This window comes from Psychroflexus torquis ATCC 700755, assembly GCF_000153485.2.
In the GTDB taxonomy this organism is placed as follows: Bacteria; Bacteroidota; Bacteroidia; order Flavobacteriales; family Flavobacteriaceae; genus Psychroflexus; species Psychroflexus torquis.
On record NC_018721.1, the window covers coordinates 2,643,766 to 2,666,083 of the forward strand.

A 22,318-nucleotide genomic window follows, 5' to 3' on the forward strand; every position below is an offset into this window, starting at 1 on the left:
AAAAGATTACAAACTTCTATTTATAAATTTAACGAATTTATGTGGTACTTCTGTTTCGAAACTTAAACTTTTATCAGTTTTAGGATGACGGAGTTCAAGAGAGGATGCGTGCAGCATTAGTTTATTAGATAGCGTTAGGGAACCATAAGTTTTATCTCCAACTATTGGGTGACCGATTTTTGAGAGGTGTATTCTCAGCTGATGAGTCCTCCCGGAGCTTGGCTTTAAGCTCAGTAAACTGAACTCGTCTTGGTTTATTTTAAACATCTTTTCAACGCCATAATTGGTAGAACTTTGCTTTCCATCAATATCTAGACTTATGATATCACTAAGACCTTCAAAGTGTCCTTCTACAATAGCTAAGTAGATTTTATGAACTTTATTATGCTCAAATAAAACTGACAGGTAGGATTTTGATGATAGCGTTTTAGCAATAATCAATAGGCCAGATGTTGGATTATCCAGTCTATGAACAGGCTGTGGATAGGGGAGTTTATCTTTTTCTGAAGAGGTTTTTAGATTATAGGTTAAGGCATTTTCAATGGTTTTAAAATAATTCCCATTGGTAGGATATCCTTCAGGCTTATTTACAACGGCCATAGAGTCATCCTCAAAAATAACTTTAAGTTGTAAGGGGAAAACTTTCTTTTTATAAAGAAGTTCTTCAGCAAACAACTCCAGAACTTGGCCTTCTTCTATCCAATCTGATGTTTCAGCAACCCGACCATCAAGAAAGAGGAGACCCTTCTTAATGGCCTTTTTTAAAGCGCTTTTAGTTTTAATTGAAACAAACACAGTAAATCCATAGTCCTGAAGCCTTATCTGTTTTTCTAGGGCTAAGACGTGATGACTTTCAATGCAATTTCCTGGTTTAAAATTCTGCATTTTGAGGGCTTCTAGGGTAAGGAATGACATCTCTTATGTTCGACATTCCTGTAGCAAACAACACAAGGCGCTCAAAGCCTAGTCCAAAGCCAGAGTGAACACAAGTTCCAAATTTTCTGGTGTCTAAATACCACCACAACTCTTTTTCATCTATTCCAATTTCTCGCATTTTAGAAAGCAAAACATCGTAGCGCTCTTCTCTTTGTGAACCTCCTGCAATTTCGCCAATACCGGGGAAAAGAACATCCATGGCTCTCACGGTTTTACCATCGTCATTCAGTCGCATGTAAAAGGCTTTGATATCAGCGGGGTAATCATAAATCACTACGGGACATTCAAAATGTTTCTCTACGAGATAGCGTTCGTGCTCACTTTGTAAATCTGCCCCCCATTCTTTAATGATATAACTGAATTTCTTCTTTTTGTTAGGTTTCGAATTTCTTAATATATCAATAGCCTCTGTATAGGAAACTCTTTTGAAATTATTTTTGAGGACAAAATCTATTTTTTCACGCAGAGGCATCGGTGATCTGTCTTTCTCTGGCTTAGATTTTTCCTCTTCAAGAAGTCTGTTTTCTAAGAATTCTAAATCTGACTTACAATGCTCTGTGATATATTTCAAGACCTGTTGAATGAAATCTTCGGCTAAATCTATATTGCCTTTTAAATCACAAAAGGCTACTTCTGGTTCAATCATCCAGAATTCCGCTAGGTGTCTAGTTGTATTGGAATTTTCTGCTCTAAAGGTGGGTCCAAAGGTGTATACTTTACCTAAGCCCATAGCGTAAGTCTCAGCCTCCAATTGGCCGCTAACCGTTAAATTGGTTTCTTTTCCAAAAAAATCTTGGGAATAATCAATTTCGCCATCTTTAGTTTTTGGTGGGTCTTTTAAGTCTAAGTTGGTGACTTTAAACATTTCTCCTGCTCCCTCAGCATCACTACCAGTAACGATAGGCGTGTTCACATAAAAGAAACCGTTATCATTAAAGTATTGGTGAACAGCAAAAGATAATTTGGATCGCACTCTCATTATCGCACCAAACGTATTTGTTCTTACTCTTAAATGGGCTTGCTCTCTTAATTTTTCAAAAGAGTGCTTTTTAGGTTGAAGAATGGTTTTCTTCACTTCTTCTGGATGGGCTTCTCCAAGAATGTTGATGGATTTCACTTCCAATTCTACACTTTGTCCTTTTCCCTCACTTTCTTTTAAAGTACCAGAAACAGAAATCGCAGCACCTGTTGTTACTTTCCTTAAAACTTGATCATCGGTGTTTTTAAAATCGACGACGCATTGTAAGTTTTCTAAACAAGATCCATCGTTTAAAGCGATAAACCGATTACTCCTAAAGGCTCTCACCCAACCATTAACTTTATATTCCTGTAGAACTTGATCGCTTTCGAGAAGCTCAACTACTTTTTTAATTATCATTTCATTTATTTTAAGAGAGAGGCAAATATAATTTTTTCCCTAAGGCTTTACAATACCTTTCTCTAAATAGATGAAGAGTCTTAAACTTGTACTCATTTTAGAATCTTGTGGTAATTATGCTTAAAAGCGTGTTGATTTTCATGAAAGCTTCATATCTTTGTTTAAAACCATTCTAAATAAATGTTAACGATCGCTAGTTTAAAGAAAGGACAGAGAGCTATCATTGGTGAGATGACTTCTCAGGATATACCACTCAAGCTTTTAGAAATGGGATGTTTGCCAGGAAATCATGTTGAATTGATACAAATTGCTCCCTTTAAAGACCCGCTCTACCTTAATATTAATGATACTTTTTTATCCATTAGAAGAGAAACAGCAAAGCTGATTCACATTGAACTTATTCCCGATGAGTAAACAAATAAATGTCGCTCTAGTTGGAAATCCCAACACAGGTAAAACTTCGGTATTTAATAACTTGACCGGTCTCAACCAAAAGGTTGGGAACTATCCTGGCATAACTGTGGAGAAGAAAGAAGCGGTTGTAAAACTATCCAGAAACCTGAAAGCTCATATTCTAGACCTTCCAGGAACCTACAGTCTTAATGCAACTTCTTTAGATGAAAATGTGGTCATTGAATTACTGTTGAATAAAAATGATAAAGATTACCCAGATGTTGTTGTCGTTGTAAGTGATGTTGAAAATTTAAAGCGAAACCTGTTATTGTTTACCCAAATCAAGGATTTAGGTTTACCTACCATCTTAGCTATTAATATGGCAGATCGTATGGATAGAAAAGGTATTCAACTAGATGTGGGTTTATTAGAAAAACGCCTGAAGACCAAAGTTAATCTTATAAGTGCCAGAAAAAATAAAGGGTTTACAGAGCTTAGGCAATCTATAATGGATCATCAAAAGCTATCTGTAAATCCATGTTTAGAGGCTTCAAAAATAGATAAAGAGTACTTTGAATCTTTAAAAAAAGCTTACCCTAAACAAGATTTGTACAAATTATGGTTGGTGATTACTCAAGATGTCAATTTTGGTAAAACCAATAGGAATAGGATTACATCACAAAATGGATTTAAACCAAAATCAGATTCAGAAATTAAACGCCTTCAGCAAAAGGAAACTATAAAGCGGTATCAATTTATCAATGAAACCTTAAAAGAAACCTTGACGAAGGATTTAGCTTTAGCAAAAGGCTTAAGAGCATCTATAGATAGGCTCTTGATTCATAAATTCTGGGGCTATGTCATTTTCTTAGCTATTCTTTTTTTGATTTTCCAGACTATTTATGACTGGTCGACCTATCCCATGGATTTTATTGACGAAAGTTTCTTGGCGATGAGCGAATACGTTAAAGATGTTTTCCCTTTAGGAATGCTTTCAGACCTAATTTCTGAAGGAATCATACCAGGAATAGGAGGGATCGTTATTTTTGTTCCACAAATTGCCTTTTTGTTTTTGTTCATTTCTATTTTGGAAGAAACGGGTTATATGAGTCGAGTCGTCTTTTTGATGGATAGAATCATGCGAAAATTTGGGATGAGCGGGAAGAGTATTGTCCCTCTAGTCTCCGGAACGGCGTGTGCTATACCAGCGGTCATGGCTGCTAGAAATATAGAAAGTTGGAAAGAAAGGCTAGTGACTATATTAGTGGTGCCTTTTACGACTTGTTCGGCTAGGCTTCCTGTATATCTTATCATTATAGGCTTGGTGATTCCAGATGAACGCTGGCTTGGAGTGTTTAATTATCAAGGAATTACCTTGATGCTTTTGTATCTGCTTGGGTTTGTAACTGCCATTGGTTCTGGCTGGTTAGCTAGTAAAATGCTAAAAATTGAATTTAAGTCCTACTTCGTCGTGGAGATGCCAGATTATAAGATGCCTATTTTTAAAAATGTGTTTTATACGGTGATCGAAAAAACTAAATCTTTTGTTTTTGGAGCTGGAAAAATTATTCTTGCGATTTCTATTGTTTTGTGGGTTTTGGCAAGTTACGGCCCTACGGATGATTTTGATAACGCTGAATCTATCGTTACTGCATCCTTAGATGTGACAGAGCTATCCCAAGAAGAAATCAATACTGAAATCTCATCCTATAAGCTCAAGAATTCTTATATTGGTTATGCAGGTAGAGCTATAGAACCAGCTGTTATTCCTTTAGGTTACGATTGGAAAATAGGAATAGCGATTATCAGTTCTTTTGCAGCTCGGGAAGTATTTGTAGGCACCTTAGCGACGATTTATAGTGTTGAAAATGATGATGAGCAAACCATAAAAAGCAGATTGGCAGCAGAGACCAATCCAGTTTTAGGAGGCCCATTATTCACCTTTGCAAGTGGAATTAGCCTTTTGCTATTTTATGCCTTTGCAATGCAGTGTATGAGTACATTAGCCATTGTGAGGAAAGAAACTGGAACCTGGAAATGGCCGATGATACAGTTATTTGGAATGTCAGGATTTGCTTATGTGGTTGCTTTAATAGCTTTTCAAATTTTAAAATAATAGATTGATGTTACAAGAAATTCTAGTTCTTCTTATTTTTATAACAGCCATAGCTTTTTTGATTAAGAAATTCTTTTTCAAGTCTAAAACAGCCTCGTCCTCATGTGGTTCTGGAGATTGTGGTTGTAAAGACTAGCCTTGTGAGAACGTATAAACAGTTTTTGGAGTAATGCAATAATCTAAAGCAATGTCAAAATCTTCGACCCCTAAAACACCTTCTTCCGGAGGAAAAGAGGAGAGACCTACTTTGATGACGTCTTTTTTACATCTCGATAAAAACCTGTCATAGAATCCTTTTCCATAACCAACTCTGTTCCCTAAAGTATCATATCCAAGTAAAGGAACAAAGACAAGATCCAGTTGTTCAGGATCTATTTTAATTCCGTTCACAGGTTCTGGAATCTTCCATTGGTTAAGTTTTAGTTTAGTGGTATCTGTCAATAAATAATGTTGAAGATCTTTACCTTTCATTTTTGGGATGACCACATTGGCGTCTTTTCCAAAGATGATTTGAAGTATATATTCTGTATTGATTTCCCTTTGGTTTTCAATAGCTAGAAAAATATGGTAAAATTCAAAATTCCAAATGTCGAGTTTTAAACTTTGGTTGGCAATTTGAAGGCTTAGCTCATCAATTTGGTCTAAGGACATATCTCGTCTTAGTGCTTTATACTTTTGTCTTAGACTGCTCTTATCCATCTGTGTCCTCTTTGGAAATATGAAAAATCGCATCACCTTGATAAACGATCGGGGATTGGTTAGCATTAATAATATAACCTGTGTTGCTGGCATTTACCTTATGCCTAAAACTTCCATAGGGATCTGTAATAGTGGCTACAAATTCTCCTCGTTGTACGTATTTTCCAATAGGAACTTTGATGTGAAGAAGTCCGCTATATTTAGCTCTCATCCAATAGGTGCTGGAAATAAATTTTGTTGACTCTAGAGGATCTTCAGCATTAAAATCAGATTTTAGCATGTCAAAATGTTTCATGATTCGCTTTAAACCATCTACACCGTATTTTGAAATGTGTTTGCTGCTATCTTGAGATTTACCCCCCTCGAAGAGAAGAATGGTCTTGCCCTGTTTGAGACAAGTACTCCTGTAAGAATTCTTGATAGTTGAAGAGTAAACCGTAAACGGAGCGTTGAAAACTTTGGCTAGATCCTCAGAGTCTTTGTCGGTTTTGTCTACGCGAATTTGCGCAGCATTAAAACGACTAGCACCACCCGTGTGAAAATCGAAGCAGTGATCTGCAATAGGTAGAATTTCAGTCGCAAATTGATAAGCAAATCTACTTGCTAGAGCTCCTCTTTTGGATCCAGGGAACATCCTATTAAGGTCTCTTCCATCTGGAAACTCACGTTTCATATTTAAAAATCCGAAGACATTGAGAACGGGTACACAAATAACCGTTCCACGGGTAGGCTTGTGAATGCCTTTGGCTATAAATTGCCTTACTGTTTCTACCCCGTTAATTTCATCGCCATGAATTCCAGCGGTTACCAAAAGGATAGGGCCTGGTTTTTTTGCCCGTTCTATAATTACAGGAACCTCTACTGAAGTTGTAGTGTATAGTTTTGCAGTATTAAAATTGATACGCGCTTTTTCTCCAGGAAATACTTTTCTCTCTAGGATGTGAAGAACATTTTTAGAATCGATGTGTGGCATTACACATTTTTTTCAATAAACTGTATGATAGTCCTAGCGATGTCTTTCCCCGTTGCTTTTTCAATACCTTCAAGACCAGGCGAAGAATTCACTTCCAAAATTAATGGACCTCTAGAACTCTGTAATAAATCAACTCCAGCCACTCCTAGACGCATAGCTTTAGCTGCTTTTATTGCTGCAATTTCTTCTTCGTCTGTAAGTTCAATGACTTCAGCAGAACCACCTTGGTGAAGGTTTGAACGGAATTCTCCTTCTTTCCCCTGTCTTTTCATAGCACCAACAACATGGCCGTCCACCACAAATACTCGTATATCTGCCCCTTTAGCTTCTTTGATGAATTCTTGAACAATCACTCTAGCCTGAAGACCATTAAATGCTTCAATAACAGATTTGGCTGCGTTTTTAGTTTCGGCCAAGACCACCCCTAATCCTTGTGTGCCTTCTAGAAGCTTAATAACCAAGGGAGTGCCGCCAACTTGTTGAATCACCCCATTCACATCTCTAGAATAGTTGGTGAAGACCGTTTTTGGAAGGCCTATTTTTGCTCTCGATAAAACTTGTAAGCTTCTTAATTTGTCTCTACTTCTTACCAAGGCTTCAGAATCTATAGTGCTAAAAGCTCCCATCATTTCAAACTGTCTCACAACTGCAGTTCCATAAAAGGTAACCGAAGCTCCAATTCTTGGGATAATAGCATCGGTGTCCAGAATATATTCTCCCTTATAGTATATGTTTGGATTGCGCTTTTCAATGACCAAATCACATTTTAAAGGATCTATAACCTGAACGTTATGTTTTCTTTTTTCGGCAGCTTCTACAAGTCTTTTTGTAGAATATAAATTTGGATTTCTCGATAAAATTTTAATGTTCATGCTGAAAATTATTATAGGATATATTCTTTAATTCTGGGTCGACTATAAATTTTTTATTCAAGAATTTACGCCCCAAAAGTACGGGATGTTTCATCTCTTTTCTATTGCTCAAAGAAAGTGAAATTTTATAAACTTTTCCGAAAATTTCGATGTTAGACTTTATTTCATATCTTTTTTGAGCAATTCCATTGCTGCTTTTCACTCTTATTTTATTGTAATTACTGAAAATGAAAGGCTTATGGTTGTATTTTGAATGCTCTTTATCTAAAAAGAGACAGTGCAGACCATCTTCTTTTTCCTCCATATCTTCGCAATGAATTGACGACGTATAGGCACCAGTATCCACTTTTATAGAGATATCCTTTAAGTTTAAGTCAGGAAAATTAGCTTTGTCTAATCTTCCAATAATTTTTTTCTTCATGGTATTGCAAACTACAAAAATGAAATTCAATATAATTTTAAGACTTAAATATTATTATATTTATCAAAAATTTAATCCATGTCTACCGAAGATTTTTACGAAAATATAAAAAAATCAACAAAACTTAATCACTTCGCCAACTTAGTTACCCTTGCTGCGATAGATGGAGAAATAAAGCCAATTGAGGAAAAGTTATTAAAGCGTTTTTCAAAGAAATTTGATGTTTCTGAAGAGAACTATGAAAAAATCCTCGATAATTCAGCCTCATTTCCAGTGTTTGCAATCAATTCTAAAACCCAAAGGCTAGAATATTTATTTGATCTGATAAGGATCATTTATGTGGATAGTAAAATGGACGAAGCTGAGGAATTTTTAATCATTAAATATGCTGTAGGTCTTGGTTATTCTGAAGATTTGGCACGAAGCATTGTGAACAAGTCCAAAAAACTTTTTGAAGGAAACTTTTCATTCGATTTTTATAAGCATTTTATAGAATCTGAAGATTAAGCCCCAGTAGTTTTTGCCTCTTTAGGATGAGCTGCTTTCATAAAGTCTTCCGCTTTCTCTACCATTTTATTACTTCCGCAGAAAAAAGGAACACGTTCGTGTAACTCTGTGGGTTGGATATCCAGGATTCTTTGGAAACCATCGGAGGCCTTTCCATTCGCTTGTTCAGCAATAAAAGCCATGGGATTGCATTCGTAAAGTAATCTTAGTTTTCCTTTTTCTGCACTCGAGCTTTTAGGATACATGTAAATGCCTCCTTTTATCATATTTCTGTGGAAGTCAGACACTAGGGACCCTATATATCTAGAGGTATAAGGATCATTATCGCGTTGTTCCTGGCAGTATTTTATGTAGTCTTTAACCCCTTGTGGAAAATGGATATAATTCCCTTCATTAATGGAATAAATATTTCCATCGTCTGGAAACTTCATGTCAGGATGAGAAAGATAATAAGTTCCAATAGCGGGGTTAAGCGTAAATCCATTTACGCCGTGACCTGTGGTGTAAACCAGCATTGTAGAGGTGCCGTAAATGATGTACCCCGCGGCAACTTGTTGATTACCTGGCTGGAGGAAATCCTCCATTTCTACAGGCTGTCCAGTAGGTGTAATCCGTCTATAAATTGAAAATATAGTCCCTACCGAGACATTCACATCTATATTGGAACTACCATCAAGTGGATCCATCAAGACCACATATTTGTTCTTATGATCTTTATTGTTGCCATGTACGGTTATAAAACTATCATTTTCTTCTGAAGCAATTCCACAAACAATCTCTCTATTAATGAGGGTTTGAATAAAGGTCTCGTTAGCATAAACATCCAACTTTTTCTGATCTTCACCTTGAATGTTCTGGCTGCCATAATCACCGACGATATCTACTAAACCGGCTTTATTCACCTCATGGTTAACCACTTTGGCAGCTAATCTGATAGAATTAATGAGCCTAGAGAGCTCCCCAGAGGTATATTTAAAAGATTCTTGATTTTCAATAATAAACTCACCGAGAGTTTGATTGGTTTTTTTCATAGCGAAATCGTTGTAATTGCCCCAAAAATAGAAAAAAAAACATAATGTAATCATGAAAGTGAATCGTTTTAATTTTTACTTCATTATTTTTACTTCAAAATTATTGAAAAATGGATTTCAAAGTGCGGTTTGCTACTCAAGAGGATTTACCAGATATGCTAGAGCTTATTCAAGAACTTGCTGTCTATGAAAATGAACCCGATGCTGTTCAAGTTACCATAGAAGAACTTCGCAGGTTCGGTTTTGGAGGACATCCTCTATACAAATGTTTTGTCGCCGAAGTCAATTCTAAAGTGTTAGGTATGGCCTTGTTTTATTCAAGATTTTCTACTTGGAAGGGAGAAACGGTACACCTTGAGGATTTAATTGTTACCAAACCTGTGCGAGGAAAATCTATTGGAAAAGCTTTGTTTGAGTCTGTTATAATGTACGCACAAACTCAAAAAATTAAAAGGGTAGAGTGGGTGGTACTAGACTGGAACACAAATGCTATTGATTTCTATGAAAAATATGGAGCAAAAGTTTTTAAAGAATGGCGTACCGTCCAACTTAACGAAGAGCAAATCAACCATTTTAAATCTTAAGTAAATGCAAGTATTCAAATTTGGGGGAGCATCTGTAAAAGATGCCAAAGGGGTAAGAAATGTAGCTACAGTTTTAGAAACGACAGGTCCTAAACAGAAAGTCGTTATCATTTCTGCCATGGGTAAAACCACCAATAAGCTTGAAACTATTATCTCGCTTTATTTTAGTAAAAGCAAGGATTTTTCAGTAGCGATTTCTGAACTCAAAAACGATCATTATGAAATTTTAGATGAATTGTTTGAAGACAGATCTTATCCTGTTTATACCAGAACCAATTATTTCTTTGATGAAATGTCGATTTTCTTCGATAGAAATAAGTCCCCAAATTACGATTATGTTTACGATCAAGTGGTTGGTTTTGGGGAGCTTATTAGTACGAGTATTGTTAGCTACTACCTCAAGTCTGTTGGTTTAGACAACGTGTGGCATGATTGTAGGAATTTGATAGACACAGATGACACCTACAGAGATGCTGAGGTAAATTGGGGAAATACTCAGCAAAAAATCCTCAACTATATTAATAAGGAGGAATTAAGTATCACTCAAGGTTTTATTGGCTCCGATTCTAATAATTTTACAACCACTTTAGGACGAGAAGGGTCCGATTATACAGCGGGTATTTTTGCTTATTGTCTTAATGCAGAAAATGTCACGATCTGGAAAGACGTCCCTGGCGTGCTTAATGGTGATCCTAATGTCTTTGAAAATACTAAACTCTTGGAGCAGATTTCTTATGAAGAAGCCATTGAGCTTGCTTTTTTTGGGGCCTCTGTCATTCACCCTAAAACGCTACAACCTTTGCAACAAAAAGAAATCCCGCTTTTTGTAAAGTCGTTTTATAATCCCAAAAATACAGGTACAAAAGTTGGGAAAGGTAAATTGATCAACCCTTTGTTACCCTGCTTTATTGTTAAAAAAGATTTGGTTTTTCTTTCACTTTCCACCTTAGATTTTTCATTCTTTGTAGAAGAAAATATCAGTGAGGTTTTTGCTCTTTTTCACAAACATCAAGTCAAGGTAGATCTTATTCAGAATTCAGCGATTAGTTTTTCAGTTTGTGTAGATAATAAATTTAAAAACGTAGATAAATTGATTGATATATTTAGGGCGAAATTCAAAGTTGACCATCAGAAAGGCGTCTCTCTGTTTACCATACGTCATTATGACGATGCAGCAATAAAGCATATAGTAAAAGATAAAACTGTGCTTTTAAAGCAATCGTATAAAGAAACGATTCAATTTGTAACCGTTTAATGGATTCGCTAACACAAATTGTTTTAGGTGCCGCCGTAGGAGAACTGGTTCTAGGACGTAAAGTGGGCAACAAGGCAATGATATACGGAGCCGTCGCTGGTACTATTCCAGATTTGGACGTCTTTATAGGTAATTTCTACGATACCGTTACTGCTTTAGAGATTCACAGAGGGTTTTCACATTCTATCGTATTCTCAGTTCTTATGGCTCCTGTTTTGGGTTATTTGCTGTCCAGAATTCATAAACAGGCGAGCTGGAAAAACTGGTCTTCACTTGTATTTTTGGGTCTCTTTACCCACCCGTTACTAGATTGTTTTACAACCTGGGGAACTCAACTATTCTGGCCTTTAGACCTAAGAATAGCCTTCAAATCAATTTTTGTAATAGATCCTTTATATACCTTACCATTCTTAATTTGTTTAATTGCGGCTTCAAGGTGCCAAAGAACTTCTGTAAAGCGGCGTCGATTAAATCGATTGGGATTGATACTTAGTTCTAGCTATCTTATTCTGTCTCTTGTGTCGAAAGGATTTGCCTTCGATAAATTTGAAAATGCTTTAGCCGCTCAAAACATCACCTATTCTGAACTAGAGACCAGGCCATCACCACTTAATATTTTATTATGGTCTGCCAATATAAAAACGTCAACTGCATTTCTTATTGGTGAGTATTCTATTTTCGATTCGCAACCTATTCAATTTAGAGTCTACCCTAAACAGCATGAAAAAATAGAAGGCTTATTGAAATACGAAAATTTAGAGCGGTTAACCAACATAACCAAAGGTTGGTTTATAATTTCTGAACGAGAGAATGAATTGTATTTAAATGATTTGCGTTTTGGTTTGGTAAGTTTAGATCCAGCGTCGGAGAAATTTGTGTTTTCTTATAATTTATCTGAAGTTGATAACGAATTAATAATTACTGAAGAGCCAAAAAACAGAGAGGATGTAAAGGCCCTGTTTTCTGAATTGTGGACAAGAATTAAAGGCAACTAGTCTTTTAAAATATCTATAATAACCATGTCTTCCTCATCTATAATTCTGCGTTTTAAGCGATAAGAATTATTTTTAAATTCCTTAAAAGCAGTATCCTTATCCAAAGTATCCTTTTCTCGAACAAATATATAGGTTTTATTGGGAAGAGTCTCCAGCATAAATAGATCTGGAAATTTAGGTTCTGCTTTTACAAAAGGTAAATAACCGAGAAGTTTTTCATTTCTAATTCTTTGATCCATCGTCATATTAAGTGCTACCGATTCTACAAATTCTAGGTCTGATGCTCTGTAATATCTAGACTCTGCATCAAGACTACTCCAGTAGGAGATAAGCGCATTGTATTGATCTAATACATTCTGGGTCACTTCAATCCAATCATAAGTATTTATAGTAGTGCGTTGTAAATTGATAAATTGAACAGGAGTAGATCTAATCTGATATTTAATGTTTTCAATAGTATTTTCAGAAACGGTTTGATTCACGATAAGTGTTAAACTAGAAAAAGATTCAGCTTGCCTGGTCACCGAGCTAAATATTTCTATTACCTTTTTATGGATGTTATTTAAAGAAATAGTATCTCCTTCGATACTTACATTTTCATCATTGATAATTTCAATGGTAGCGATGTTTTCAATTTTATTACTACTTTGTGCCTTTGTGTTAAAATGCAATAGGAGTATTAGAATAAACGACAATAAGTGAACTTTCATAACGTATATTTAATTCAAAAATACTTAAATATACCTATACCTAGTTTTGTTTTATGTCGTTTATACCAAATTAAACCTATAATGTCACAATAAATCATTTTACCGAAATGAATTCGGCACAGGCTTTTTTCGCTTGTAAGGTTCTAGTATTTCTGTTGAGTTTTTAGTAATTTGAAAAAGTTTTTAAAATATTTAAATATTGAATTAAAATATTTTTTTCTATTTTTGTTCTATTAACAATTAATTAATAGTCATGAAAATTAAAAAAACACTTTTTATTCTCATCGTTTCATTTTTTTCAATAGGATCTCTTATAGCTCAAGGTGGTCCTCCTGGTGGTCCTGGTGGTCCTCCGGGTTTGCCTGGATCAGGGGGAGAAACAGAAGGAACCACTTTTAATGTAAGTGACAATGACAATGCAGCTCCAATTGATGGACAAATATGGGTAGGTCTTATTGGTGGTCTGGCAATTGGTGGTTATTTCTTCATGAAAAAACGCGCGATTAAGATCGATTAAAAGATTTTGGATAAAAAATTTCTAAACTTAAGCTTACAATCACTATTGCATATTGCAAAGTGATGAGTAAGCTTTTTTCGTTTACGACATCGGTTTGGTAAGCTGCGTAACTCAAAATCACTAAATAAGACCAAATCAGCATATATTTGTAAGTGGTGAAAACACTTAAAACCAATGGTAATAACAAATACCAAGGATGTACTGTTGTAGACAGTAAATAATAGCCTGTAATGGCCCAAAGCATATGTATAAAAAGTTTTTTTAAGTCAATTTTCTTTTTTCTAAAGCTTAACCACAAAATGATTAAAAAGGCTAAAAAAGCCAGAGTTTTCCCAAAAATAGCGATAAGATTGTAGCCTGCAAATTGAAAACCAATCCATCGCAATAGATAGTAAATACTTGCATTAAATTCAAAATTATTGAAATACAGCCCCAAACTGCTTTGGTAATTACCTATAAAAGCCTCGTCCCAAAATATAAAATAGGCTCCAGCAAAACACAAACCAACAATTATATAAAAGCTTAAAGCAGTTTGTATTGATTTTATAAAACTCGTTTTCTGTTTCCTAAAAAAGGCCCACAGAAGTGGTAAAAACATGAGCGTCATCAGTTTCGAAAGTGCTGAAAGAGACCAAAATACTGCCGCAGTTTTAAATTTATTTTGTGAGAGCTGATACAGCACAAGGATAAAAAAAGCAATCATCATAACTTCAAAATGAAGATTTCCAGTAGATTCTATAATGACAAGCGGATTTAGAATAAAAATTAATATCTGTCTTTTTGGTAAATTTATTTTTTTTAAAACTTTCAAACCATAAATCAATATTCCAAGTTCTGCAATCAGATTGAAACATCTTAATAAAACAATATTTAGCAGTAGATTCTCACCAGCAATTTGCCAAGAAAACGCATAAACAAATTGCGCTACGGGTGGATAGTTTGAATAATTATTGGCACTCAGTTCGCCCATCTTATCATAAAGTAGCACATTGAAACTTTCAGAATTAAATTCTGTAGTAGTCATCAGTTCAACAGGGAGATGTGAATAAGGGTTATAGCCTTTCACTGTTAGCATGCCGTCCCAAATAAATCTATAAAAATCTTGAGATAATTCAGGAATAGCAAAAAGGAAAATGAACTTTAAACTAAAGCTTAGACCGATTAAATATTTTAATTTGACACCGCTTTGCATTAAGTAATAGGAGGTCGCAAAAGCTGTTGTGTAAAGAGAAAATAGTAACCAAAAGCTGCTTTTATCCAATCTATAGCCTATCCAATAGTAGAGAATACAAAGTAATGTCACGCAAATAAACCTCAGGAAAATATGTAAAGCTTTTGAGTTCATCAGTGATTGGAAAATAAGGTTTTAAAAGAAATATAACCAAAACCAAAGGTGAGCATCAAATGGAAAATGACCAAACCAAAATCTTGAGTTAAATAAGCACTATATAAACCATATATGAAATAACAAAAGAGCAAAAACTCTATGCCGTTAAGAATAGAAAGTTTTTTGTTGATGTATGTTTTATCTTTCCAAGTATCTGTATCAGACGAAATATTGAATTTCGGTGTGCGAATAAAAGCTGATTTTTTATTAAAATGACCTTCTAAAATCGCTAGACTATTATGAACGGAAAGCCCCATAGCAATAGAGAAAAAAGTGATAAACAAGCCTACAAACTTTAAAAAAGAAACCAATCCACCTTTATGTATTTCTTTGTAACTGGTCCAATATCCATATATAAAAATGAAGGTGCTAGATCCCATAGCTGCCAAAATATAAAATATAATATCCCAAGACTCCTGTTGAAATTTAATATAAAGGATAGGGATGCTCAAAATAGCTACGATTAGAATCAATAAGAACATACTGGAATTAAGTAAATGAAAAAAGCTGTGTAATTTAGAAAGTGGTTTTAGATCATCGCTTTTCCAAATTTTACAAAAATTCTTCTTGAAGTTTTCTGCAGCCCCTTTATTCCATCGAAATTGTTGAGACCTTGCGGCACTTAGAACGACTGGGAGTTCTGCTGGAGTCACAACATCTTTAAGATAGATAAAGGTCCAACCCTTGAGCTGGGCTCTGTAGCTTAAATCTAAATCTTCTGTAAGCGTATCTCCCTGCCAATTCCCTGCATCCAAAATGCAAGATTTTCTCCATATTCCTGCAGTTCCATTAAAGTTGATGAAATGGTCCCCATATTTTCTTCCTACTTGTTCAACGAGAAAATGAAAATCTAAAGCAAAGGCTTGTATTTTGGTCAATAGGCTGTAATTTCTGTTCACATGTCCCCAACGGGTTTGCACTACACCAATATGAGGTGCGTTAAAATGAGGAATAGTTCGCTTTAGCCAGTTAGGCTGAGGTAAAAAGTCCGCATCAAAAATCGCTATAAATTCTCCTTCAGCGACATCCAGACCCTCGCGTAGAGCTCCGGCCTTAAAATCTTTTCTATTGGTTCTATGGATGTATTTAGCATTTATACCCCCTTGAATTAAGTCTTCAGTTAGCTCTTCTGTACAATCTTTTGATTCGTCTGTAGAGTCATCGAGAACCTGAATTTCGAGTTGGGAGGAAGGATACTCTAGTTTAGAAATATTATCCAATAAGCGCTTAACTACATATTTTTCATTGTAAAGGGGAAGTTGGATAGTCACTTTTGGCCACTCTTGGGGTTCAATAGGGTTTTTTGAAACTTGCTGTTTAGCCTTTTTATAATTTAGAACAAGTTGAAGTTGTGCTAAACTGTACAGTAAAATAATCAATAAAGCAATGCTGTAAATACCAATTATAATATAGTCAAGTATCATTTAAATGTATATTTAAAAATCCAACCTAGTATCTTTATGCCAGCCATGACTGCCCCTTTCACAGTTCCAGAGACTTTAGATTGTCCTATTCGATTTCTATAACGAACTTCAACTTCAGTGTAAGACAAAGAGTGTCTTAGAGCTTTCAGTTGCATTTCTACAGTCCACCCGTAGGTTTTATCTTCCATCTTTAAATTTAACAGTTTCTCATACTTTATAGCCCGGAAAGGGCCTAGATCTGTAAATTTTGATTTAAAGAAAACTCGCATCAGTGATGTCGCTAGCCAATTACCAAATACTTGCGGAAAAGTCATTGAGCCAGACTCTCGTTTTGATTTGACTCTAGCTCCTATTACAAAATCAATATGATCATTGATAATTGGTGCGAGAATTTTATCTATTTCTTCGGAGTAGTCACTATAATCGCCATCTAAAAAGACAACTATATCGGTTTGCTGATCCAGAGTTTTTAAATAAGACAAGCCCTTCAAGCAAGCATTCCCATAGCCAGATTCGGGTTCTGAAAGAACGGTTGCACCAGCATCTGCAGCAACTTTGTTGGTGTGATCTGTAGAATTATTGTCCACGACAATAATCTCTGTCACGTGAGGAGGGATATCACCAATAACCTTAGAAATGGACTTCTCCTCGTTAAACGCTGGTATAATAACTCTTATCATCTTCATAAGCCGCGAAAATACGATTTTAGAGATATAGTCGTGTGAAACTGCAATTGATTTCAAATAATAAAGTAAACCTTAAGAGGTCTATTTTCGTAGATACATGCAGTCAAGATTAAAGTTTTTGTCATGGTTGTTTTTTTGTTGATAGATCGGAAATTGTGGTTAGCATTCCACAATTTCCTTTTTTTAAAGAAGAATTGCCAAATGATTTTAATTAAGTAGTTTTAGAAAAATTATAAATGCAACCAGACGAGCTCATTTTACAGTTGAAAAAACAGAATGAAGTTGCTTTTTTCCAAATCTACGATACGTACTCTGAACATATTTTTGGAATCATAACTAATATAGTTAAACATGTAGAAATTGCTGAAGAAGTTCTTCAAGATGTCTTCATTAAAGTGTGGAATAAATCTGACTCCTATTCCTCTGATAAAGGACTTTTTTTTACTTGGCTATTGAATATATCTAGAAATGCAGCGATAGATAAAGTCAGGTCAAAGGCTTATAAAAACAAACGTAAAAACTTTAATTTTGATGACTTCTTCTTGTTCATAAAAGAGGATATGGATTTAGATAGTCAGAGTGATGCGTATGGCCTGAGACAATTTGTAGACAGACTTAAGCCAATGTGTGTAAAATTAATCGATTTACTATTTTTTAAAGGGTATACGCAAAAAGAAGTTTCAGAGACATTAGACATCTCTATAGGAATAGTATAGTCGAGAAATAGAAGCTGCTTAAACTCACTAAGAGAAACATTAGGATAATATGAATACCAAAGACTATATAGAATCTGGATTGCTTGAGCTTTATGTTTATGGAGTACTTTCAACCAAAGAACAAGCTGAAATTGCTCATGATATAGCTAAAGATCCTGAACTTCAAGCGGAAGTAGAATCAATAGAAGCCATTTTGTTGAAGCTTTCAAAAGCAACATCTCCAGGTGTAAAACCCTCCATTAAAGAACTAGTAGTAACAAAATTAAGATCAAAATCTTTTCAACACAGACCCAAGGTAAAAATTATCACTTCTAATTACTCCTACTTTGGATGGGCTGCAGCAATTCTTTTTTTAGGGGGTATCCTTTGGTTATTGAAATTGAACCAAGATCTACAAAATGACATAGAAGTGGTGAATTCTCAATTAGAAACGAAAGAGATTCAGGTTACTGAAGTTTCACAGAAAGTTGAGACTTTGGAAGAACTGTTTTTACAAATGGGAGATCCAAGTACTCGTAAACTGACGTTGCCAGGAAATAAATTAAATGCTCCAAATAGTTCTGTAGTAGCCTTTTATACAGATGAAAAAGAAGAGCTGATTTTGGACATCAGCAGGTTGCCAGAGGCCTCAGATGGTATGGTTTATCAAGTATGGTCGTTTAAATTTGATCCTCTCACACCAAAAAGCATAGGGCTTTTAGCTGAGGCAAATTCTTCAGAAAATAAAGTGTTTAGGTTTCAGAATGTTCCAGAACCTGAAGGTTTTGGTATTACTTTAGAACCTGCTGGAGGAAGTGAGCAGCCTAATTTAAAACAACTTTACGCTTTAGGAACTATCTAAAGGAATTTAATTTAGTCTCCAGATTTCAAAATTAAGCGCAGTAGCATAAGCGATCCAAAGTATGTAAGGAATAAGAAGATATGCCGCTGTTTTATTGATAATCTTAAACCATTTGAAAGTGAGTAAGACGAGTATATTAAGAGCTATAATGGTAATTAAGCCTATAAGAGGTGACTGGTAACCAAAGAAAACAATAGACCAAGAGGCATTTAAAATCAATTGAATACCGAAGTGATAAAGTGCAGTTTTTACCCACACATGATAAAAACCTTTGCTCCAAACAATACCAGCAGAAATTCCCATTAAAATAAACAGAGCTGTCCATACAGGAGCAAACAGCCAGTTGGGAGGATTAAAGCTAGGTTTATTTAAAGTGGCGTACCAAGTATTTACACTAGTTTGAGTAGCGATGGATCCTAAAAATCCTATCCCTAAGCATATGAGTATTGCAATAAAGATTCTAACCAATGTAGAGGCTTTCATAAGTTTAGTTCTCTAAGCAAAGTATTACTATTTTTCCAGATGTGCAACGCTTAGCTTTACTAGAGTCTTTGTTTATATTTGTGTGAAATTTCAAGAATGCAAAATCAAGATTTTATATATAAGGTCACTCCTGTTTTACCAGAACTAGGAAAGTACTCTTCTGAAGCCCCTAGCAACATCGCTTTGGTAAAATACTGGGGAAAGTATGGAGAACAATTACCTAAAAATACGTCTATAAGCTACACCCTAGAAGACTGTAAGACCAAAACTGAGGTTGTGCTTAAAAAGAAGATAAAAGCTGATGATCAATTTCATTTTGAAGTGTTTTTTGAAGGAAAACGAAAAGCATCTTTTGAGCCTAAAATTGAAACGTTTCTAAAGAGAATTGAAACTTATGTTCCTTTCTTAAAATCTTTTGAATTTGAAATTCACACAGAAAACACCTTTCCACACAGTAGTGGAATAGCTTCTTCAGCTAGTGGAATGGCAGCCCTTGCTAAATGTTTTATGAAAATAGAGGTATCTGTATCTCCTGAAATTTCGAACCTATACTTAGAGCATAAAACGTCTTTTTTGGCAAGATTAGGTTCGGGAAGTGCCTGTAGAAGTACGGGGGGAAAGCTTGTAGTTTGGGGAGAACATAAGGAGATCGAAGGCAGTTCCAGCTTTTATGGTATAGATTACCCTTACGATGTCCATCCGAATTTTAGGTCATTTAGGGATTCCATTTTACTTATTGATGAAGGACAGAAGCAGGTAAGTAGTAGTCTTGGCCATAACCTTATGCATAACCATCCCTTTGCAGAGCAGCGCTTTCAACAAGCTGATGAAAATATTTTAAAGCTTAAGTCTATCTTAATTTCAGGAGATTATGAAGCATTCTTTGCTTTGGTAGAGTCAGAAGCTTTGTCTCTTCATGCCATGATGATGACAAGCTCACCCTATTTTATTCTTATGCAGCCCAACACGTTGCAGGTGATTGAGAAGATTTGTAAATTCAGAAAAGAGGAAAACGTTTATTTGGGTTTTACTTTAGATGCAGGCGCCAACGTCCATTTGTTATATCCAGAATCTTCAGAAACTATGGTGAGGCCTTTTATCGATTCTCAATTGCTACCGTTTTGCTCTAATAACAAGGTGATTCATGACCGAATTCAATTTTAACCCCACTTAAAGATTTTAGACTCAAATTGAATTAAAAGCATTAATTTTGCAGCGCAAGTAGTTTAAAGCGAGACGATATTTTTTTAATAAAAGGAGGTATTATCTCTTAATTTTCATTAATATTTGCACTATAGAATAGACGTATTCTAAAATTAACTACTATGAAAGGACCTTTATTTTATTCTAAGATATTGTTATTCGGTGAATATGGTATCATCAAAGATTCCAAAGGCTTATCCATCCCTTACAATTTTTATAACGGTGCCTTAAAAGTGGATGAACAACCGGATGCAAAGGCTGTGAAATCCAATACCGATTTAAAACGATTTTCTTTCTATTTGGAAGAATTTCAAAGTGAAGTTGATACTCCTGTTCGTTTTGATATTACAGCGCTTAATGCAGATCTTGAAAAAGGAATGTATTTCGACAGTAGCATTCCACAAGGATATGGTGTGGGGAGTAGCGGTGCACTTGTAGCTGCTATTTACGATAAGTACGCTTTCGACAAGATTACTGTTTTAGAAAATCTGACTAAAGACAAATTGCTAAAACTGAAAACCATTTTTTCCAAAATGGAATCTTTTTTCCATGGAAAATCTTCAGGCCTTGATCCCCTTAATAGTTATTTAAGCTTACCAATTTTAATTAATTCTAAAGATAATATAGAACCTGCAGGTCTTCCATCACAATCTCAAAATGGTAATGGTGCTGTATTTTTATTAGATAGCGGAATTGCTAGTGAAACCGCTCCAATGGTTCAGATCTTTATGGAAAACATGAAGCAGGAAGGCTTTAGAAATATCATTAAAGATAAGTTTGTAAAGCATACGGATGCTTGTGTAGATAACTTTTTAGAAGGCGATTTTAAAACTCTTTTTGGAAACATCAAGCATTTGTCGAACGTCGTTTTAGAAAATTTCAAACCTATGATTCCAAAACAGTTCCACGAACTTTGGAAAAATGGTATAGAAACCAACGATTACTACCTAAAACTTTGTGGTTCTGGAGGAGGTGGTTATATTTTAGGCTTTACTGAAGATTTCGAAAAAGCTAAAAAAGCTTTAGAAGGTCACAAGTTAGAAGTTGTTTACACTTTTTAAAACCGTTTAGATGTCTTGGGAGAACAAACGTATTTGGCTCAAATTCTTGAGCTTGTTCTCGGTAATTCGTGGATACAATATTCTCATTATTATTATTGCCCAATATTTGGCGTCCATTTTTATAATGGCTTACCATTTACCGTTAAGCCAAGTGGTATTCGACATTAATTTATTTCTTATTGTAGTGTCTACCGCCCTCGCAATTGCTTCCGGCTACCTTATCAATAATTTCTACGATTCCGAAAAAGACCTCATTAATCGGCCTAGTAAAACGTTGCTGGATAATTTCGTCAGCCAAAAAACCAAACTCAGCGTCTATTTTATTCTCAACTTTTTGAGTGTTATCATTGCGAGTTACATCAGTTTTAAAGCGGTTCTTTTCTTCTCCTCTTACATTTTTCTACTTTGGTTGTATTCTCATAAAATTAAACGTTATCCTTTCTTAGGAACACTCACGGCAGGCCTTGTGGCAATACTTCCATTTTTCATCATTTTCGTGTACTATAGAAATTTTGAAGAGGTGATTATAGTTCACGCTGTCTTTTTGTTTTTTATTATTCTTATTCGAGAATTAGTTAAAGATTTGGAAAACCTAAAGGGAGACTTTACATTGGACTATTCTACTATCCCTGTAAAATATAGCGTGGAATTTACCAAAAAATTGATTTCTGTTTTGGTGATTTCAACTATTGTCCCAGCCCTTATTCTTATTTTATTTTTCGACTCGGGATATATGGATTATTACTTCTTGCTCTGTGTTGTTTTACTTATTATTTTCTTGTGGCAACTTTGGAGGTCAGAACAAAGGCCACATTACTTAATCTTGCACAACCTTTTAAAATTTGTAATTGTCCTCGGTGTTTTTAGCATTATGCTAATCGATATCGAAACCCTGATAAAACGCTTCTTTTAAACTGTTTCTTCTGAATTTGCTCTGTGTTGTTTTATCCATTTCGACATCGAGCTTTAAGAATTGAGATAAGATCTATACAATCGTCTTGGACTTATACCAAATTATATTTATAATGCCGTATGAATAAATTGAATTATTTTTTGATTGATTGAAATCAAAAATAACTAGCATAGCCTTAGCTACGGTAATTATTTTTGATGAAAAGCAGGCGAAAAAG

At 35.0% G+C, this 22,318-nt stretch carries 25 protein-coding genes; 13 read left to right on the forward strand and 12 right to left on the reverse strand.

Annotated elements, in window-relative coordinates; all coding sequences use genetic code 11:
• Positions 1–6: 6 nt before the first annotated feature.
• Positions 7–885 carry an RluA family pseudouridine synthase gene (locus P700755_RS11255; protein WP_015024794.1) on the reverse strand — a complete coding sequence of 293 codons (879 nt, stop codon included), beginning with the start codon at positions 883–885 and terminating at the stop codon, positions 7–9.
• Positions 872–2,314: an asparagine--tRNA ligase gene (gene asnS, locus P700755_RS11260; protein ID WP_015024795.1), complete on the reverse strand. Its 1,443-nt coding sequence runs from the start codon at positions 2,312–2,314 to the stop codon at positions 872–874. Before asnS ends, P700755_RS11255 begins: the two co-directional genes overlap by 14 nt.
• A gap of 180 nt (positions 2,315–2,494) precedes the next feature.
• Between asnS and P700755_RS11265 the strand changes: the two genes are divergently transcribed.
• The 3 genes from P700755_RS11265 to P700755_RS21455 are packed head-to-tail and all read left to right on the forward strand — an operon-like array spanning position 2,495 to position 4,959.
• Positions 2,495–2,728 carry a FeoA family protein gene (locus P700755_RS11265; RefSeq protein WP_015024796.1) on the forward strand — a complete coding sequence of 78 codons (234 nt, stop codon included), beginning with the start codon at positions 2,495–2,497 and terminating at the stop codon, positions 2,726–2,728.
• Positions 2,721–4,823, forward strand: coding sequence for a ferrous iron transport protein B (gene feoB / locus P700755_RS11270; RefSeq protein ID WP_015024797.1), 2,103 nt, complete (start codon positions 2,721–2,723; stop codon positions 4,821–4,823). The genes P700755_RS11265 and feoB overlap by 8 nt, the downstream gene beginning before the upstream one ends.
• Positions 4,824–4,830: 7 nt before the next feature.
• A complete protein-coding gene (locus P700755_RS21455; protein WP_083858501.1) occupies positions 4,831–4,959 on the forward strand; it encodes a FeoB-associated Cys-rich membrane protein in 129 nt (42 codons plus the stop codon).
• Here P700755_RS21455 and P700755_RS11275 read toward each other — a convergent pair.
• Genes P700755_RS11275 through P700755_RS11290 form a run of 4 tightly spaced genes read right to left on the reverse strand, consistent with a single transcriptional unit; the run spans position 4,956 to position 7,788 of the window.
• Positions 4,956–5,522: a 5-formyltetrahydrofolate cyclo-ligase gene (locus P700755_RS11275; RefSeq protein ID WP_015024798.1), complete on the reverse strand. Its 567-nt coding sequence runs from the start codon at positions 5,520–5,522 to the stop codon at positions 4,956–4,958. The genes P700755_RS21455 and P700755_RS11275 overlap by 4 nt on opposite strands.
• On the reverse strand, positions 5,515–6,495 hold the full coding sequence (locus P700755_RS11280; protein ID WP_015024799.1) for a succinylglutamate desuccinylase/aspartoacylase family protein: 981 nt from the start codon (positions 6,493–6,495) through the stop codon (positions 5,515–5,517). The genes P700755_RS11275 and P700755_RS11280 overlap by 8 nt, the downstream gene beginning before the upstream one ends.
• Positions 6,495–7,367 carry a 30S ribosomal protein S6--L-glutamate ligase gene (gene rimK / locus P700755_RS11285; protein ID WP_015024800.1) on the reverse strand — a complete coding sequence of 291 codons (873 nt, stop codon included), beginning with the start codon at positions 7,365–7,367 and terminating at the stop codon, positions 6,495–6,497. The genes P700755_RS11280 and rimK overlap by 1 nt, the downstream gene beginning before the upstream one ends.
• Positions 7,357–7,788, reverse strand: a complete 432-nt coding sequence (locus tag P700755_RS11290) for an ATP-dependent zinc protease family protein (RefSeq protein ID WP_041758330.1) — start codon at positions 7,786–7,788, stop codon at positions 7,357–7,359. Before P700755_RS11290 ends, rimK begins: the two co-directional genes overlap by 11 nt.
• Positions 7,789–7,866: 78 nt before the next feature.
• On the opposite strand from P700755_RS11290, the gene P700755_RS11295 reads away from it, so the two are divergent.
• Entirely contained in the window at positions 7,867–8,295 is a 429-nt protein-coding gene (locus tag P700755_RS11295; RefSeq protein ID WP_015024802.1) for a tellurite resistance TerB family protein, read from the forward strand.
• Here P700755_RS11295 and fbp read toward each other — a convergent pair.
• Complete coding sequence (fbp, locus tag P700755_RS11300; protein WP_015024803.1) at positions 8,292–9,326, reverse strand: class 1 fructose-bisphosphatase; 1,035 nt, start codon at positions 9,324–9,326, stop codon at positions 8,292–8,294. The genes P700755_RS11295 and fbp overlap by 4 nt on opposite strands.
• Positions 9,327–9,436: 110 nt before the next feature.
• Between fbp and P700755_RS11305 the strand changes: the two genes are divergently transcribed.
• The 3 genes from P700755_RS11305 to P700755_RS11315 are packed head-to-tail and all read left to right on the forward strand — an operon-like array spanning position 9,437 to position 12,160.
• Complete coding sequence (locus P700755_RS11305; RefSeq protein WP_015024804.1) at positions 9,437–9,910, forward strand: GNAT family N-acetyltransferase; 474 nt, start codon at positions 9,437–9,439, stop codon at positions 9,908–9,910.
• A gap of 4 nt (positions 9,911–9,914) precedes the next feature.
• Positions 9,915–11,165 carry an aspartate kinase gene (locus tag P700755_RS11310; protein WP_015024805.1) on the forward strand — a complete coding sequence of 417 codons (1,251 nt, stop codon included), beginning with the start codon at positions 9,915–9,917 and terminating at the stop codon, positions 11,163–11,165.
• Positions 11,165–12,160 (forward strand): metal-dependent hydrolase, encoded by a 996-nt coding sequence (locus P700755_RS11315; RefSeq protein ID WP_015024806.1) that lies wholly within the window; start codon positions 11,165–11,167, stop codon positions 12,158–12,160. Before P700755_RS11310 ends, P700755_RS11315 begins: the two co-directional genes overlap by 1 nt.
• Here the strand turns inward: P700755_RS11315 and P700755_RS11320 are convergent.
• Positions 12,157–12,870: a hypothetical protein gene (locus P700755_RS11320; RefSeq protein WP_015024807.1), complete on the reverse strand. Its 714-nt coding sequence runs from the start codon at positions 12,868–12,870 to the stop codon at positions 12,157–12,159. The genes P700755_RS11315 and P700755_RS11320 overlap by 4 nt on opposite strands.
• Before the next feature lie 253 nt (positions 12,871–13,123).
• Here P700755_RS11320 and P700755_RS11325 point away from each other — a divergent pair, with 253 nt between their 5' ends.
• Entirely contained in the window at positions 13,124–13,387 is a 264-nt protein-coding gene (locus tag P700755_RS11325) for a hypothetical protein (protein ID WP_015024808.1), read from the forward strand.
• On the opposite strand, the gene mptB is transcribed toward P700755_RS11325, so the two are convergent.
• Genes mptB through P700755_RS11340 form a run of 3 tightly spaced genes read right to left on the reverse strand, consistent with a single transcriptional unit; the run spans position 13,374 to position 16,884 of the window.
• A complete protein-coding gene (gene mptB / locus P700755_RS11330; RefSeq protein WP_157609288.1) occupies positions 13,374–14,690 on the reverse strand; it encodes a polyprenol phosphomannose-dependent alpha 1,6 mannosyltransferase MptB in 1,317 nt (438 codons plus the stop codon). The genes P700755_RS11325 and mptB overlap by 14 nt on opposite strands.
• Before the next feature lie 41 nt (positions 14,691–14,731).
• On the reverse strand, positions 14,732–16,198 hold the full coding sequence (locus tag P700755_RS11335) for a cellulose synthase family protein (RefSeq protein WP_015024810.1): 1,467 nt from the start codon (positions 16,196–16,198) through the stop codon (positions 14,732–14,734).
• Positions 16,195–16,884: a glycosyltransferase family 2 protein gene (locus P700755_RS11340; protein ID WP_015024811.1), complete on the reverse strand. Its 690-nt coding sequence runs from the start codon at positions 16,882–16,884 to the stop codon at positions 16,195–16,197. Before P700755_RS11340 ends, P700755_RS11335 begins: the two co-directional genes overlap by 4 nt.
• A gap of 236 nt (positions 16,885–17,120) precedes the next feature.
• On the opposite strand from P700755_RS11340, the gene P700755_RS11345 reads away from it, so the two are divergent.
• Both P700755_RS11345 and P700755_RS11350 read left to right on the forward strand, forming a co-directional pair.
• On the forward strand, positions 17,121–17,600 hold the full coding sequence (locus P700755_RS11345) for an RNA polymerase sigma factor (RefSeq protein ID WP_015024812.1): 480 nt from the start codon (positions 17,121–17,123) through the stop codon (positions 17,598–17,600).
• A gap of 49 nt (positions 17,601–17,649) precedes the next feature.
• On the forward strand, positions 17,650–18,441 hold the full coding sequence (locus P700755_RS11350) for an anti-sigma factor (RefSeq protein ID WP_015024813.1): 792 nt from the start codon (positions 17,650–17,652) through the stop codon (positions 18,439–18,441).
• Between the two features lie 6 nt (positions 18,442–18,447).
• Here the strand turns inward: P700755_RS11350 and P700755_RS11355 are convergent, their stop codons facing one another.
• Complete coding sequence (locus P700755_RS11355; RefSeq protein ID WP_015024814.1) at positions 18,448–18,924, reverse strand: TspO/MBR family protein; 477 nt, start codon at positions 18,922–18,924, stop codon at positions 18,448–18,450.
• A 96-nt stretch (positions 18,925–19,020) separates the two neighbouring features.
• Here P700755_RS11355 and P700755_RS11360 point away from each other — a divergent pair, with 96 nt between their 5' ends.
• From P700755_RS11360 to P700755_RS11370, 3 genes are all read left to right on the forward strand, one after another.
• Positions 19,021–20,088, forward strand: coding sequence for a diphosphomevalonate decarboxylase (locus tag P700755_RS11360; protein ID WP_015024815.1), 1,068 nt, complete (start codon positions 19,021–19,023; stop codon positions 20,086–20,088).
• A gap of 161 nt (positions 20,089–20,249) precedes the next feature.
• A complete protein-coding gene (locus P700755_RS11365) occupies positions 20,250–21,188 on the forward strand; it encodes a mevalonate kinase family protein (protein WP_015024816.1) in 939 nt (312 codons plus the stop codon).
• Between the two features lie 10 nt (positions 21,189–21,198).
• Positions 21,199–22,101 (forward strand): geranylgeranylglycerol-phosphate geranylgeranyltransferase, encoded by a 903-nt coding sequence (locus P700755_RS11370; protein WP_015024817.1) that lies wholly within the window; start codon positions 21,199–21,201, stop codon positions 22,099–22,101.
• Positions 22,102–22,318 lie beyond the last annotated feature (217 nt).

What these genes read in the sequence shown, in the direction of transcription:
- P700755_RS11255 (WP_015024794.1), bottom strand. Translation starts at nt 885, where the DNA reads ATGCAGAATTTTAAACCAGGAAATTGCATTGAAAGTCATCACGTCTTA.
- asnS (WP_015024795.1), bottom strand. Translation starts at nt 2,314, where the DNA reads ATGATAATTAAAAAAGTAGTTGAGCTTCTCGAAAGCGATCAAGTTCTA.
- P700755_RS11265 (WP_015024796.1), top strand. Translation starts at nt 2,495, where the DNA reads ATGTTAACGATCGCTAGTTTAAAGAAAGGACAGAGAGCTATCATTGGT.
- feoB (WP_015024797.1), top strand. Translation starts at nt 2,721, where the DNA reads ATGAGTAAACAAATAAATGTCGCTCTAGTTGGAAATCCCAACACAGGT.
- P700755_RS21455 (WP_083858501.1), top strand. Translation starts at nt 4,831, where the DNA reads ATGTTACAAGAAATTCTAGTTCTTCTTATTTTTATAACAGCCATAGCT.
- P700755_RS11275 (WP_015024798.1), bottom strand. Translation starts at nt 5,522, where the DNA reads ATGGATAAGAGCAGTCTAAGACAAAAGTATAAAGCACTAAGACGAGAT.
- P700755_RS11280 (WP_015024799.1), bottom strand. Translation starts at nt 6,495, where the DNA reads ATGCCACACATCGATTCTAAAAATGTTCTTCACATCCTAGAGAGAAAA.
- rimK (WP_015024800.1), bottom strand. Translation starts at nt 7,367, where the DNA reads ATGAACATTAAAATTTTATCGAGAAATCCAAATTTATATTCTACAAAA.
- P700755_RS11290 (WP_041758330.1), bottom strand. Translation starts at nt 7,788, where the DNA reads ATGAAGAAAAAAATTATTGGAAGATTAGACAAAGCTAATTTTCCTGAC.
- P700755_RS11295 (WP_015024802.1), top strand. Translation starts at nt 7,867, where the DNA reads ATGTCTACCGAAGATTTTTACGAAAATATAAAAAAATCAACAAAACTT.
- fbp (WP_015024803.1), bottom strand. Translation starts at nt 9,326, where the DNA reads ATGAAAAAAACCAATCAAACTCTCGGTGAGTTTATTATTGAAAATCAA.
- P700755_RS11305 (WP_015024804.1), top strand. Translation starts at nt 9,437, where the DNA reads ATGGATTTCAAAGTGCGGTTTGCTACTCAAGAGGATTTACCAGATATG.
- P700755_RS11310 (WP_015024805.1), top strand. Translation starts at nt 9,915, where the DNA reads ATGCAAGTATTCAAATTTGGGGGAGCATCTGTAAAAGATGCCAAAGGG.
- P700755_RS11315 (WP_015024806.1), top strand. Translation starts at nt 11,165, where the DNA reads ATGGATTCGCTAACACAAATTGTTTTAGGTGCCGCCGTAGGAGAACTG.
- P700755_RS11320 (WP_015024807.1), bottom strand. Translation starts at nt 12,870, where the DNA reads ATGAAAGTTCACTTATTGTCGTTTATTCTAATACTCCTATTGCATTTT.
- P700755_RS11325 (WP_015024808.1), top strand. Translation starts at nt 13,124, where the DNA reads ATGAAAATTAAAAAAACACTTTTTATTCTCATCGTTTCATTTTTTTCA.
- P700755_RS11335 (WP_015024810.1), bottom strand. Translation starts at nt 16,198, where the DNA reads ATGATACTTGACTATATTATAATTGGTATTTACAGCATTGCTTTATTG.
- P700755_RS11340 (WP_015024811.1), bottom strand. Translation starts at nt 16,884, where the DNA reads ATGAAGATGATAAGAGTTATTATACCAGCGTTTAACGAGGAGAAGTCC.
- P700755_RS11345 (WP_015024812.1), top strand. Translation starts at nt 17,121, where the DNA reads ATGCAACCAGACGAGCTCATTTTACAGTTGAAAAAACAGAATGAAGTT.
- P700755_RS11350 (WP_015024813.1), top strand. Translation starts at nt 17,650, where the DNA reads ATGAATACCAAAGACTATATAGAATCTGGATTGCTTGAGCTTTATGTT.
- P700755_RS11355 (WP_015024814.1), bottom strand. Translation starts at nt 18,924, where the DNA reads ATGAAAGCCTCTACATTGGTTAGAATCTTTATTGCAATACTCATATGC.
- P700755_RS11360 (WP_015024815.1), top strand. Translation starts at nt 19,021, where the DNA reads ATGCAAAATCAAGATTTTATATATAAGGTCACTCCTGTTTTACCAGAA.
- P700755_RS11365 (WP_015024816.1), top strand. Translation starts at nt 20,250, where the DNA reads ATGAAAGGACCTTTATTTTATTCTAAGATATTGTTATTCGGTGAATAT.
- P700755_RS11370 (WP_015024817.1), top strand. Translation starts at nt 21,199, where the DNA reads ATGTCTTGGGAGAACAAACGTATTTGGCTCAAATTCTTGAGCTTGTTC.